We start from the raw sequence: 13,944 nt of genomic DNA on the forward strand, positions 1-13,944 counted from the left end.
GGGATCTAAGGAGGCCTAGTATGATGAACGAGAGCCAGTCTCTTCGGGGGAGGGCTCTTTTTTTGTGATTTTGCGAAAAAATCTAAGTCTGCAATAAAGTCCAAACCGGGCGAGCAAGAAAGTCTCATTGCCGGTAAATGTGTGCCTGCCTACAATGGGGGTATTACATCAACAAGAAGGAGATGGTGACCTGTGGCTGGACGGACAGCGGTCGGATTACGGTGGTTGAAGCAATCCTCCATCCCTGCCGGAGTGACTTGGGGGATTCCCTGGGCGAAGGGAGTATTGGAACGGGAAAAGCTGCCTGGGCTTATCTTGAAGCGCGGGGATGAGGGATGGGCGATGGAGGTGCGGAGCAGCAGATCCACTGAGCCCAAAGGCGAGGGACTTACCGGGATTGCCGAGCCGCAGGATCGCACTGTAGACGCGGGAGGCAGCGCAGGCGCGGGAGCCGGGAGTACGGGAAGTTTTGTAAGCGCTGCAAAAACTGACGGCTATAACGGTTACAACGCTGATCATGTTACTAGTCTACCGCTGCAAAGCTGGGCGACGGCCTATTGGCCGGATGGGAGCGTAAAGTGGACGGCGCATGCCGCCATTACATCTTCGGAGGAAGTGGGGCCGGAATCAGGTGCTCGCGTTAGCGTCGAAGAGACAGAGGATGCCTTTATTGTCGATACGGGTGCCATCGTCTGTACGGTAAATAAGCAGGGGCGGGGATTGATTCGCAGCATCGTTCGGTCACAATCGGGTGCCATCGTATGCAGCAGCGGGGACCTAGTATGCATCCGCGAAGAGGCAAGCTTGGTATCCGGCGTGCGAACCTTGAAGGAAGAGAGGTTTACTGGCTGCACGCTGCAGGCAAAGGTGGAGCAGCACGGGCCAGTACGCGCCGTGGTGAAATTGGACGGAAGACATCTTTCCGGGGCGGCGGGGGGAAGGCAATGGCTGCCATATACGATTCGTTTGTATTTTTACGCTGGATTATCTTCGGTCCGGATGGTGCATACCTTTTTTTATGATGGCAATCCGCACCAGGATTTCGTGAAGGGGTTAGGCATTTCTTTTGCGGTGCCGCTCCGTGAGCCATTGTACAACCGGCATGTCAGGTTTGTCGGGAAGGGCGGCGTATTCAGCGAATCGCCGAAACCACTTCATACCCGCCGTACGAAGGGACGGTATAAGGAGCTGTACACCGCCCAGACAGAAGGCGGCACAGTTCAATTTGATCCGGAAGAGGATGCCTATTTTCTTCGTTTACTGGATGATTCGGCAGCTTGGGACAGCTACAAGCTCGTACAAGACAGCTCGGAGCATTACCGGATTTCCAAGCGTACGGCAGAAGGCTGCAGTTGGGTAAAGGTAACGGAGGGACAGCGGGCTGGCGGGCTCGGTTATGTTGGCGGCGAGGGCGGCGGACTTGCCGCCGGGCTGAAGGACTTCTGGCAGAAGTCCCCCACGGGCATGGAAATTCATGCAGCGACTGAGGATGAGGCCAGGTTCATCGTATGGCTCTGGTCGCCCGATGCGGAGGCGATGGATCTAAGGCATTACGATACGAAGACTCATGTGGAATCAGCTTATGAGGGAGCTGAGGAGCTGCGGGCTACGCCTTACGGAATTGCGAACACAAGCGAGCTGATGATCTGGGGCACGGAGGGAACGCCGGATTTGACTCAGCTTAGGAGCATGGCGGAGGAGACTGCTGCGCCTGCCCGGCTTGTTTGCGAGCCAGCCTATTATTATGAAGCGGGCGCATTCGGCATTTGGAGCTTGCCCGACCGAGGCACGCCTGCGAAGGCTTATTTAGAGGATCGGCTGGATGGCATTATCGCCTTCTATCAGGCCGAGGTGGAGCAACGGAAGTGGTACGGCTTCTGGGATTATGGCGATTTTATGCATAGCTATGACCCTGTCAGGCATGTATGGAACTATGATTTGGGCGGCTGCGCTTGGCAAAATACAGAGCTCGCCCCGAATATGTGGCTCTGGCTGATGTTCCTCCGCTCCGGACGGGCCGACGTATTCCGTATGGCTGAGGCGATGACCCGGCATACGAGCGAGGTCGACGTCTATCACTTCGGTGAATACGCGGGACTCGGCTCGCGGCATAACGTAATGCACTGGGGCTGCGGGTGCAAGGAGGCGCGGATCGCAATGGCTGGCCTGCACCGCTATTACTATTATTTAACCGGTGACGAGCGAATCGGAGACATTCTGGATGAGGTGAAGGATGCCGATTATTCCACAGTTACGCTGGATCCGATGCGGGCCTATTTTCCAAAAGACGAGCATCCAACGCATATCCGGGTCGGTCCCGACTGGGCGGCGTTCAGCTCTAACTGGATGACCCGCTGGGAACGCTTCGAGGACACGGTGTACCGGGATAAAATTGTGACGGGCCTGAACTGTATCAAGGCCGCTAAATTTCGGCTCATCTCGGGCCCGACTTATGGCTACGATCCGAAATCCGGAGTTCTTACGAGTATGGGAGATGACAATTGGGGGCGTCATTTGGCGATATGTATGGGCGGTCCGCAAATTTGGTTCGAGCTTGCGGGCATGCTTGAGGATCCCGAATGGGAGGATATGCTGGCCGAATTCGGCGTGTTCTACAATTTGCCCGATGAGCAGAAGCTGGCGTTGACGAATGGAGCGATCGGCCGCAATAAGCTGAGATTCGAGCATCCGGTGCTCAGCGTGGCGATTGCCGCTTATGGAGCATATTACAGCCAGGATGCCGCGGCAGCGGAGCAGTGCTGGGCAATTCTGCTCGGCAACAGTTTTGCGCGTATTCACCTGCAGGAGGCCGCTGTGTCTGTTACTCATATCGACGAACTGTTTGAGATTGATTGGATGAATACAAACGAGGCTTCGCAGTGGTCGATCAATACGATTATGAGTTTAGAGCTGATTGCCGATAAATTGCCGTCACATATACCGGGGCAAGAGCTGGAATAGACACGAGGCGGGGAGGTAGGTTTAGTGAATAGCAACAGGAGCGGCTTAATCCCGCAGCAGTGGAAGCTGTTGTATTCCAATCCGCTAAATTCAGCGGAGGATGTGGCGAATTTTCGGATGGAGGGGGACGGTGCCGTCACTTTTCCTAGAGGATGGCTGCGGCTGGAGAGCAACCGCAGCGCTGCCGAGGGTCAGAAGGCTAATTTGGTATTTTGGTGTCCTAAGGAGCTGCCCGCAGATGTCGCCATTTCCTGGCGTTTTCGGCCGATTCGGGAACCGGGGCTGGCTATATTGTTTTTTAGCGCTATGGGAGCGGATGGGCAGGATTTATTCGATCCGTCGCTGCCGCGCCGCACGGGCGAATACGAGCAATACCATCATGGGAAGATAAACGCTTTTCATATCTCGTATTTTCGCCGAATGTGGGCGGAGGAACGGCAGTTTCATACTTGCAATTTACGCAAAAGCTATGGCTTTCATATGGTTGCTCAGGGTGCTGATCCTTTGCCAGGAGTTCTCGATGCCGCTGATTATTATCACATGCTGGTTCTGAAAAAAGGTTCATCGATCACGTTCGCTATCAATAATTTGCAAGTGCTGTCCTGGGAGGATGACGGCGCGGCTTATGGGCCGCGGCTTGGCGGAGGGAAGCTGGGCTTCCGGCAGATGTCGCCACTGATCGCGGAGTATGCGGAGCTTAGCGTTTACGGGGCTTCGCACGAAAAAGGAGGCAGTAAATAATGGCGATGCCGAATATTTATTTTTGCTATCCGCAGGGAAAGCACAAGGCGCTCACGATGAGTTATGACGATGGGCGGAAAGCAGATGAGAAGCTTGTCGGGATTTTTAATCGCTACGGTGTGCGCGGAACTTTTCATCTTAACTCCGGGCTGCTGGGAGGAGAGGACCGCCTCACGGCGGAGGAGGCCATCGCGCTGTATAAAGGCCACGAGGCGTCTGTTCATACCGTACGGCATCCGACCTTGGCGCGCTGCCCTATGGAACTGGTCGTAGAGGAAGTGCTCGAAGACCGCAAAAACCTGGAGCGGCTGTTCAACGTGACCGTGCGGGGGATGTCCTATCCCAACGGTTCGTACAATGAGCAGATCAAGGAGCTGCTGCCGCGGCTCGGGATCGAATACGCGCGTACGGTGCAAACGACCCGCGGCGGCTTCGGGCTGCCGGAGGATTGGCTGGAATGGCGAGCCACTTGTCATCATAACGACCGCCTGCTGGAGCATGCCAAGACGTTTGTAGGACTGCATAAGCGGCAGTATCTCTATTTAATGTATGTTTGGGGCCATAGCTATGAGTTCGATAACGATAACAATTGGGAGCTAATCGAGCAGTTCTGTGAAATGGTTGGCGGGCGGGATGATATTTGGTATGCGACGAACATTGAAATCGTGGACTATATGAAAGCTTGTCAATGGCTTAAGGTCGCCGCGACTCGGGAGTTTGTATATAATCCGGGGGCGACGCCGATTTGGCTGGATGTGGACGGAAAGATTGTTGAGGTTCCCGGCGGAAGCCGGGTGAGCTTGATCTGATTGTGGCGGGGCATTCAAAGCGATAGAACAACATACCGAGGGGAACGAGAAGGAAGGAGAAATGTTATGGAACATTCAGCTCACACCGAAGGAAATTGTCAATCTGTTCAACTGGCACGTATCGATATCAGCGCCTCCGGTCCGAGATGTAAAATGCTGCTCGGCGACCTGAACGGAGATGGACGCGCAGAACTGCTGCTCGTTCAGCCGGATGATCGTCAGGATGTGCGTTATATCCCCCACCAGGTGCAGTGTCTGACGGCTTATGATTTAACCGGCAAAATGCTGTGGCAGCAGGGCAAGCCCAGTCTGAAGGCAGGAAGCCAGGGCTCTGATTATCCGGCACAAATTTACGACATCGATGGCGACGGCCGTCTAGAAGTGCTGTGCGTCATGAATGACCGCTTCCATATTATAGATGGCGCTACCGGGGAGATTAAAGAGGTGCATGATTTGCCGGATCCACATGCGCACGACTGCATCATGATCGCCAACTTATCCGGCGGCGGGCATGCTTCGGATATTATCCTCAAGGATCGCTACCATCGTATGTGGGCGCTGAACCGGAATTTTGAGCTGCTCTGGACGCATGAGGGGAATGTCGGGCATTTTCCTTGGGCCAGCGACTTGAACGGTGACGGCTTCGACGAAGTGATGGCCGGTTACGATTTGCTCGACCATCGGGGCAAAGTTCTTTGGAGCTGCCAAGGCCTTGAAGATCATGCCGATTGCATATGGGTTGGAGATGTGGACGGCGACGGCATACCGGAGCTGGTGATCGGCGGCAGCGTTACTGTGATGTATGACAGAGACGGACATGAGCGATGGAGATATGAAGGGTCGATCGAGTCCCAGCATATTGCATTGGGCAGATTCAGACCCGATTTGCCGGGGCTTCAGATCGCCGGCCTGGACCGGATGGTTCGCGAGGATGACGGAAAGGGGCTAAAGGGAAAAGACGCATTATTCTTAGTCGATCACGAAGGCAGTGAACTGTGGAAGGAGGAGCGGACGACGAGCGGCTGGCTAACCATTGCCGAAACGTTAAGCAACTGGCGTCCAGAAGCGCCGGACTACATTCTTGCCTATCGCCGGGGGGGAGGAGTGTACCCAGCTCTGTATGACGGTTACCAGAACATCGTGGCCGAGTTCCCTCATGAGGGTTATGCGGTTCATGGCGACCTTCTTGGACTTGGAACCGAGCAGGTTGTCATTTATGACGATGAGCTGGCGGTGATTTACTCCAGCGAGGGAACTGACTTATCCGCGCCGCCGTCCGGCGTACCGCTTCCCCATCCGAAGCGTTGGTCCAATTCTACTTTATATCCGGGGGGAGAAATGAATGCAGCCGTATTTTCCAGCGCATGATTCAATAGCGAGGCATACTGCAGGGCAAACGAAGCGCGTGCTCGCTGCCGTGGCCAGCCGCCATATCGGCGCTCATCCGCCGGAGCCCCTGGTGTACCGGGTTCATTCCCGCCGTGGCTTCCGCCGTTTGGAGGATTGCCGCTACGACATGAACTTGAAGCAGCGCTGGCCGAAGCTGTCCACCGGGCAATTTGTCTATATATGGGGCATGCTGTGGGCGGAGCAGGAGGGGGAGACGCCATTTGCGGTCAACTGCTATAGCCCGGTTAAAATTTATATCAATGGAAGCCTGGCCTTCCAATCGAATTTGAATGATGACGTATTCCCGGACAGGCGAGCCTTTTTCCGCGCCAAAACGAGGAAAGGCCGCAATGATATTGTCCTGGAATTCATCGCTGTTGGCACGGGATGCGGAGGGATCTTCGGCACGGGCAGTGTCAAAGGAGCGCCCATGCATTTCTTGAATCCCACCCATGCAGGCCGGGGCTGCGAAGGCTGGGTATACAGCGAGCCACAGCAGGTGCGCTGGCGTACATTGCCAGGTTGGAGAGACTGCCTGGTAAGGGAGAACAAGCACGATTTGCACGGGCTTGATCCGGATTACGAATCTTCCCCCGATCGATTAAATGAATGCGGAGAATATACCATATGGCATCCGCAGAATCAGTGGACGTCCGCGGAGCTTGGAAGCGGATGCTTCCACCGTCTATTCGGCGTGAAACCGGGAGCAAAAGCGTTTGCCTGGTGCAAGCTGGAGCTGCGCGGGGCATTGCGGGCCAATCTGCGGCTTGAAGGACGGTATGCAGGGGACATTGCCGTTTATGTTGGCGGCAAGCTTGCTTTTCAAGGTGTGGAGGAGAGCGGGCGGATCGATATTTCGCTGCAGGACATCCGATTCGGGGGGCAGGATCTCGTTGTAGAGTCCACTTGCGGCGGGGAAGATTGGGGGTTTGAATTTAACGAGCCTCAAATCACTTCCGCATCTTCGCCGGAGGCTGTCCTCCGGTTTGCACGGCCTACCCGAATTGAGGGAATGACGGATAACTGGCTGTATCTCGGTGCTTTTTCAGCGGAAAATGCGCCCTCAGCTGCAGAGGTACCGGCGATGAATCGGTTGTTCGGGCAAGGGCAGGATGCGGCTTATTGGCGGGTGGATCGGCCGGAATGCTGGGTGAGGCCTTATTTGGAAACTCCACTTTACGGCAGATGGAATTATCCTCTAGGGGTAACGCTCTATGGACTGCTGAAAACGGGAGTGGCGTTGTCAGCACCGCACTATACGGAATATGCCGCCGGGCATATCGAGCAATGCAGCAAATGGCATGACTATGCCCAGTGGGACCGCGAACATTACGGGGCGCCGGGATTGAACCATCAGCTGAGCTTGATCGATTCCCTCGACGATTGCGGTTCCTTTGGCGCTGCGATGCTGACGGCGAATAAGCTGCGGCCTATATTGGGAGTGGAGAGCGCGGCCGCCCATATCGCCCATTACATCACGAACGTACAGGATCGTCTGCCAGATGGAGCGTTCTATCGGACTCGCGGCACAGTTGATTTTATGAAGGGCACGATGTGGTGTGATGATTTGTATATGAGCACCCCATTTCTGTGTAAATATTACGAACTTACGGGAGACGAGCGTTATCTGGACGATGCAGCTTCACAGTTTTTGCGTTATAAAGAGCGCTTATTCATCCCTGAGCTTGGAATCATGCATCATGTGTTTGATGATAAATTCGGCAAACCGAACGGTGTTCCTTGGGGGCGGGGGAACGGCTGGGTCATTTTCTCGCTGACCGAGCTGCTGACGATCATGCCGCCAGAGCATAAGCTGCGGCCGGAGCTGCTGGAATTCTATCGCAAGCTTAGTGAGGGCTACCGCAAGCTGCAAAGCGCAAACGGAATGTGGCATCAGGTGCTGACAGACAGCAAGTCATACGCCGAGGCTTCCTGTACGGCGATGTTCATATACGCTTTTGCTCATGGGGTACGGCATGGCTGGCTGGAAGAGCCGGACTTATATTTGGAGGCGGCTGTAAGAGGCTGGGAGGGACTAACCGAAACATGCATCGATAAGCAGGGCAACGTATATGGCGTATGCCGCGGATCGGGGTATTCATTTAATAAACTGTACTATAAGGAAGAGCTCGACTGGCAGCTGAATGATACGCATGGGATCGGTATTGTACTGCTGGCAGGCATAGAAATTGTTCAATTAGAGTTCCAGCTTGTAGAATAATGATAATTGCTTGCAAATATGGTACCATATTTAATGGCTGTTTATTTACGAAAGCTCAAGCCTTTAGTGTGGAGGGATCATTATGCAAGACGAATATACGCGCAAGCTGGAGGACCAGAAAGGCCTGTTCAAGCAGCTCGGCATTAAAATGGACGCCATGACTATTCATGAGAAAGATTTTGATGTGAAGATGCGCGGGTATGAGAAAGAGGAAGTAGACCGTTTCCTGGATGATATTATCGTTGATTACGAAAGATTTTACGATATCATCACGGACTTGTTGGATAAATATAAGGAGATCCAGCGCCGTCAGGCTTATCTTGAAGAAGAGAAGAAGGCGTTGTCGATCCGCCAAGTAAATACCGATCCCGGCAATGTTGTTGAGCGCCGGCTCGTAGAGGACGGCATCCGGCAAATGGAGCGCAGTCTGGAGCAATTCAAACTGCATATCCGCAAGGAATTTGATGTATAAGAGGGACTGGTGCATAGAGCGCCGGTTCTTTTTTTGTATAAAAAAAGCGCGCTTTGCACAACATTTCACTTAAGAGCCGTTCCTTTCACAGGAAGTTCATGCATTGTTCATTGCATAAAATGGGGGGACGTGATATTATATATTTAAGATTTAGATCTAGTCTAAATTTAAAATAATTTAAGTAAATGAGACTCTACGGGCTAGGCTAGCGAGGATCATATTTTGATTTTGAATGGAGGAATTACTAATGTCAAACCAAGTACTGACTGAAACCAACCAAACTCTTCATCAACAATTGAACCTGCAAATCGCCAACTGGACGGTGCTGTATACGAAGCTGCATCATTTCCACTGGTACGTGAAAGGGCCTCAGTTCTTTACGCTGCATGAGAAGTTCGAGGAGCTGTACAATGAAGCGGCTGGATATGTCGATGAAATTGCTGAGCGGCTGTTGGCCATTGGCGGCGAACCGATTAGTACGCTGAAGGATGCTTTGGCGCACACGACGATCTCCGAAGCGGCAGGCAAACAGTCCGCAGAAGAGATGGTTGCGGCTGTAGTAGTTGATTTCGAATCGATTAGCCAAGAGCTGAAAAGTGGAATGGAAGCCGCAGAGCAGGCTGAAGATGAAGCGACCGGGGATTTGTTGCTTGGCATGCTGTCGGCATTAGACAAGCACAGATGGATGCTGAACGCTTATTTGGGTAAATAAGTTCATAGGCGCGTAAATGGAACCTGTTCGATTAGGAGGATCTCCTAGCCGGGCAGGTTTCTTCGGGTGCTGTGTAAAGGGGGAACAATACCGTGCATAGAATAAAAAGAATTTATGAGAGTCCCGCCACCGAGGACGGCAAGCGCATACTTGTGGACAGGATATGGCCTCGCGGCATCAGCAAAGCTGAAGCTCAGCTGGACTTATGGATGAAGGAAGTTGCCCCGAGTACTGAGCTGCGGAAATGGTTTGCTCACAAGCCTGAACGTTATGCCGAATTTTCCAAGCGTTATGAGCAGGAGCTGGCCGCGCAAGAAGTTAAAGTGTATATCGAGCAATTGCGTTGCTGGATGAAGAGCGAAACGGTCACTTTACTGTACGCAGCTAAGGATCAGAAGCATAACCATGCACTTGTGCTGCAGGAAGTGCTGGAACGTCAATAATGTGCAGTGATCACACAGCCCCTGGCCATCTTAAGCATGCTCCGCAGGTTATTTTGCAGCCGCAAGCCGCATGTCTCGAAGCTGGACATTCGAGCTGTAAGTTGCCGATTTGCTTCTTAATTTGAAGGCGGGATAGTTCTCTTCCGCATCAAGCCACAGTGTATCTTCGTAGAAAATTTGATGCTGTTGATCGATGACAAAGGACAAGTCTCCGGCATCGATCGGAAGGTCAAATTGACCTTTCTCGTTTTGGATTAGCAGTGTATTTATTCCGTCACAGCCGCAGCCTTCCGTATCGTAATACAGCTTGATCACACCGGGCTGATCCCCTAATTTCTCCTGAATTCTGCGTTCCGCCAACGGCGATACTTCCAATTTTATCATGGTTGTTGCTCCTTTCTTTTTATATAAGATGAACTTTAAAAAGGGATATAAGCAAGGGAGGAAAATGATTCCGAAGAAGCCGAAAGCTTTCTGAAAGAAAGCTGCTTCGAAAGCATAAGCTAGTGGTCGCCTTTGTTTCCGGATTTCTACCCCTCATAAATCCATATCATCCACCCACTTGCTTTGATTATAGATATTATTTTTTATTCAATCAAATCTCCATTTTGTATAATGTTAAATTATAATAGTAAGCAGATTGGATTTACCGCCTATAATGGGCGAATTTCTGGAATGGATGGTGATCCAAATGGACGTATTGTCGGCAATTGAGAAACGGAGAGAGATTACAGCGTATAAGGAAATTCCGATTTCAGAGGAAGATTTGAGCAGGCTCAAGACGGCTTTGTATCAATCTCCTACCGGAAACAACTTGCCTTCAAGGGAATTTATCCTGATTACGGATAAGCCGCTGCTGGCGCAATTGAGCAAGACAACGCCTTATATGCAGTGGCTGGAGCAGGCTGCTGCTGGAGTAGCTATTATCGGCCGCGAGGAACTGAGCAAGTATTGGCTGCAGGACGCCTCCATCGCTGGTGGATACTTGTGGCTGGCCGCGACATCGCTTGGACTTGGGGCAGCTTGGGGAGCGGTCTATCATGCAGAGGATCAGCAAGAATCTGCTCAGCGGGAAAGCTATGCACGAGACTTGCTGGATATTCCGGAGAAATATCGTGTAGTAGCCATCCTGGGATTGGGTTATCCGGCCAGCGACCCGCCGCCAAAAGAAATGTACGCTGAGGACACGGTGTTTCATTTGAATAGCTATAGTATGCGATAATCGTAGGCGTGCAGCTTCTAGCGTACGTTGCTTAATTGTATGACGGTGGTCGGTCGGCCACGTTAACACGTAAGTTTTCCATGGAGAGTGATGCATGGAAAGCTTACGTTTTTTGTGGATTTCAAACTGCATCCTGCCCTTACAAGATTAAATGGAATTTTGGTATTTAAAATATGCAATCTGACGTAAAGTGTACAATTAACTGGAATTTGTGTCATTAATACAAGGGGTTTAAACCGGATGCTGTGGTTGAAGCGTTTTTAATTGCATGAAACCCATCTAATTCTTTATATTGATCCAATGCGCTAAAATTAAGTACATAAAATGCAACTAAATCTGGAGGATACAGGGATACAGAGTACCGTCTATAGGATTTCGGTTATCTGGTATCGACACAGGGTACCAACTATCCGACTATCGTATAGGGTGCCGATTATAGAACCCAGCTATCTAGTTTTGTGATAGTAGATTAGCAGTCGTCTACCGCTGTTTTAGCATCTGGATGCAGCTATGGATTTTTAATTTTTTATATTTGTGACGAAAATCACAAGATTAACATATAAATCCCCTACAATAAGAGTAAGGTTTAGTTCAAATGAAGAAACGAGGTGCTTGTATGGGGAGCGTGGATACTTTACAGGAATTCTCTTATGACGATATGAAGAAGATTTCAAGAGCAACAATGGGGGATGCGGTGCCAATTGAGCTTTACAGAGCTATTCGTCTCATTGGCATGTATCAAGGGCTTCCGATGAAAGGGAAGGGAACGACATTGACGGTTGGCCGAAAAATCGGCGAAAGCCTGCCCGTGCAGTCTATGCAGGAGCTGCTTGATCTATTCCGCGAATTAAAGGTAGGCGATCCACAAATTGTTCTTGAAGAAGATAATAAGCTTCATATTGCGGTGAATGATTGCTTTTGCGTGGGACTGCCCGAGATTGAAGGGAATCTGGTTTGTGATTTGGAAGGAGCCATTATGGAGGGAGCACTTAGCAAAATGATGGACAAAAGAGTGTCCGTCAGGGAAATTAAGTGCAATGTCAATGGCGATGATTGCTGCGAGTATGAAGTGAGATTCTAATATTATTCTAATATGGCCTACTAGGCTGTTCATATTATAAGGAGGATGACTTCCATGGAGAAGAAAAACCTAGCTCAATATCAAGAATATGTAGATAACAAATTTACGAAGCGTATCGTCTTTAAGGAAGAGGAAAATGTTATTTTCGTATTGAACTTTGCTCCGGGAGCGGAGCTTCCGACACATAAGCATCCTGGTGCAAACGTGTATATATTAGTTCTTGAAGGTGCTGGTGAAGTAACGTGCAATGGACAACCAACGGCGGTTGCCAAAGGTGATGTCCTTCATATTACCGGGGATGAGGAATTCTCTTATCGCGGTGGGGAGTCTAACTCCAGCCTGTATGTTGTATTGACCAAGACTCCGAACGAAAACTACGCTAAAAATGTTTAAGACCGTACCAAATAAAAAATGGTGAACAAGGGGTTTCCTCTGTTCACCATTTTTTATTTTTTTGCCGAGTGAACAGCAGCATCAGGAAAGAAATGAAAATGATTGTAATTGTCCAGGCCCAGGCTAAATCAGTATTCCCAGTATCTACCGCGACGTAGATTGCGGTGGGAAGTGTCTGGGTTTTGCCTGGAATATTGCCAGCGAACATGACGGTGGCTCCAAATTCCCCCAGTCCCCGAGCAAACCCAAGGATATAGGCCGTAATCAGGGACTGACTGCTAAGCGGCAGTGTAATATAGCGGAATACTTGCCATTCGCTAGCCCCGCTCGATCGCCCCGCATTCTCCAGCTCTCGATCTACCGAAGCGAACGCAGATTTCATCGTCTGGTAGACGAGCGGAAACGAGACGACGATGGAGGCAATGACCGCCGCCCACCAAGAAAATACGAGCGGTGAAGAGAATAGCCATTCGACGAAACGGCCGATCCCGCTCCTTCTGCCCAGAAGGACAAGCAGCAAAAAACCTATAACTGTAGGAGGCAGAACGAGCGGCAGCATAAGTGCAGTCTCTAGGACAATTTTACCCTTCCATCGCCTGCTGGACATCCAGCGGGCTATCGCTGTACCGAGTATCGTGACTAGTACGCTGGACAGCAGAGCGACTTGCAGGGATAGGCGGATAGGCTGCCAAAACTCATGCCAAGGTATTTGTATGCTCATAAGGACTGGGCAGGAGTGAAACCGTACTTAACAAAAACATCCAGCGCTTCTTTGGATTGAAGATAGTTATACAGCTCCGCCGCTTCCTTGCTATGCTTCGTGGATTTAATGACGCCAATCGGGTACTCGACAGGAGTATAGGTCGCGGGATCAACGGGAAAGGCGACCTTTGCCTTTGTAGAGGTCAGCGCATCAGACTGGTAGACAAAACCTGCATCAGCATTGCCGGTCTCTACGTATTGCAGAACCTGCCGGACATCCTTGGCTTGAACCACTTTAGGCTGAAGGTTGTCCCATAGCCCGGCGGACGTTAAGGCTTCTTTGGCATAGCTTCCGGCTGGAACGCTTTCCGGAATTCCTACTGCGATCATCTTAATGCGAGTATCGTTCAAGTCTTCCAGTCCCTGAACCTTTTCTGATTTGTCATCAGGTGTGATAACGACTAGCTTATTTGTCAGCAGACTCATGTGCTGCTCGGCATCAATGATGCCTTGATCTAGAAGGAGATTCATATTTTTAGCTGCTGCTGAGAGAAATAAATCGACAGGTGCCCCTTGCTCGATCTGTGTCTGCAAGGCGCCGGAGCCCCCGAAATTAAACGTTAGCTTAACGGCAGGATGCTGTGCTTCATAGGAGCCTTGGATTTCTTTCATAGCATCGGTAAGGCTTGCTGCCGCTGAAATGGTTAACTCCACCTGCTCATCGGAAGCTGTGCTGCAACCGGTAAACACAAGGGATATGAACAAGGGTAAGGTGAGAAAGATTCGCAAGCTTCTCAT

At 51.1% G+C, this 13,944-nt stretch carries 14 protein-coding genes; 11 read left to right on the forward strand and 3 right to left on the reverse strand.

Features of this window, described 5'->3' with window-relative positions:
- Nucleotides 1-192 precede the first annotated feature (192 nt).
- From ACYUJT_RS17570 to ACYUJT_RS17605, 8 genes are all read left to right on the forward strand, one after another.
- Nucleotides 193-2,961, forward strand: a complete 2,769-nt coding sequence (locus tag ACYUJT_RS17570; protein ID WP_460324540.1) for an exo-rhamnogalacturonan lyase family protein — start codon at nt 193-195, stop codon at nt 2,959-2,961.
- 24 nt (nt 2,962-2,985) lie between these two features.
- The gene (locus ACYUJT_RS17575) at nt 2,986-3,702 is read left to right on the forward strand and encodes a DUF1961 family protein (RefSeq protein WP_460324542.1); all 717 of its coding nucleotides are present in this window, start codon (nt 2,986-2,988) and stop codon (nt 3,700-3,702) included.
- A gap of 5 nt (nt 3,703-3,707) precedes the next feature.
- On the forward strand, nt 3,708-4,511 hold the full coding sequence (locus ACYUJT_RS17580; RefSeq protein WP_460324812.1) for a polysaccharide deacetylase family protein: 804 nt from the start codon (nt 3,708-3,710) through the stop codon (nt 4,509-4,511).
- Nucleotides 4,512-4,577: 66 nt separating this feature from the next.
- A complete protein-coding gene (locus ACYUJT_RS17585; RefSeq protein WP_460324544.1) occupies nt 4,578-5,879 on the forward strand; it encodes a hypothetical protein in 1,302 nt (433 codons plus the stop codon).
- Nucleotides 5,854-8,121, forward strand: a complete 2,268-nt coding sequence (locus ACYUJT_RS17590) for a glycoside hydrolase family 88/105 protein (RefSeq protein WP_460324546.1) — start codon at nt 5,854-5,856, stop codon at nt 8,119-8,121. Before ACYUJT_RS17585 ends, ACYUJT_RS17590 begins: the two co-directional genes overlap by 26 nt.
- Nucleotides 8,122-8,203: 82 nt before the next feature.
- Nucleotides 8,204-8,593, forward strand: a complete 390-nt coding sequence (locus tag ACYUJT_RS17595; protein WP_460324548.1) for a DivIVA domain-containing protein — start codon at nt 8,204-8,206, stop codon at nt 8,591-8,593.
- Between the two features lie 247 nt (nt 8,594-8,840).
- Complete coding sequence (locus ACYUJT_RS17600; RefSeq protein ID WP_460324550.1) at nt 8,841-9,305, forward strand: Dps family protein; 465 nt, start codon at nt 8,841-8,843, stop codon at nt 9,303-9,305.
- Between the two features lie 92 nt (nt 9,306-9,397).
- The gene (locus ACYUJT_RS17605) at nt 9,398-9,748 is read left to right on the forward strand and encodes a DUF488 domain-containing protein (RefSeq protein ID WP_460324552.1); all 351 of its coding nucleotides are present in this window, start codon (nt 9,398-9,400) and stop codon (nt 9,746-9,748) included.
- A gap of 48 nt (nt 9,749-9,796) precedes the next feature.
- On the opposite strand, the gene ACYUJT_RS17610 is transcribed toward ACYUJT_RS17605, so the two are convergent.
- A complete protein-coding gene (locus ACYUJT_RS17610) occupies nt 9,797-10,132 on the reverse strand; it encodes an iron-sulfur cluster biosynthesis family protein (protein WP_460324554.1) in 336 nt (111 codons plus the stop codon).
- A 274-nt stretch (nt 10,133-10,406) separates the two neighbouring features.
- On the opposite strand from ACYUJT_RS17610, the gene ACYUJT_RS17615 reads away from it, so the two are divergent.
- The 3 genes from ACYUJT_RS17615 (at nt 10,407) to ACYUJT_RS17625 (ending at nt 12,444) form a co-directional block, all read left to right on the forward strand.
- A complete protein-coding gene (locus ACYUJT_RS17615; protein WP_460324556.1) occupies nt 10,407-10,970 on the forward strand; it encodes a nitroreductase family protein in 564 nt (187 codons plus the stop codon).
- Nucleotides 10,971-11,586: 616 nt separating this feature from the next.
- Entirely contained in the window at nt 11,587-12,051 is a 465-nt protein-coding gene (locus tag ACYUJT_RS17620; RefSeq protein WP_460324558.1) for a V4R domain-containing protein, read from the forward strand.
- 54 nt (nt 12,052-12,105) lie between these two features.
- Entirely contained in the window at nt 12,106-12,444 is a 339-nt protein-coding gene (locus ACYUJT_RS17625; protein ID WP_460324560.1) for a cupin domain-containing protein, read from the forward strand.
- 43 nt (nt 12,445-12,487) lie between these two features.
- Here ACYUJT_RS17625 and modB read toward each other — a convergent pair whose 3' ends face one another.
- Together modB and modA are read right to left on the reverse strand one after the other, a co-directional pair.
- A complete protein-coding gene (modB, locus tag ACYUJT_RS17630) occupies nt 12,488-13,165 on the reverse strand; it encodes a molybdate ABC transporter permease subunit (protein WP_460324562.1) in 678 nt (225 codons plus the stop codon).
- Nucleotides 13,162-13,944 (reverse strand): molybdate ABC transporter substrate-binding protein, encoded by a 783-nt coding sequence (gene modA, locus ACYUJT_RS17635; RefSeq protein ID WP_460324564.1) that lies wholly within the window; start codon nt 13,942-13,944, stop codon nt 13,162-13,164. The genes modB and modA overlap by 4 nt, the downstream gene beginning before the upstream one ends.

It is taken from the genome of Paenibacillus sp. YSY-4.3 (assembly GCF_054767475.1).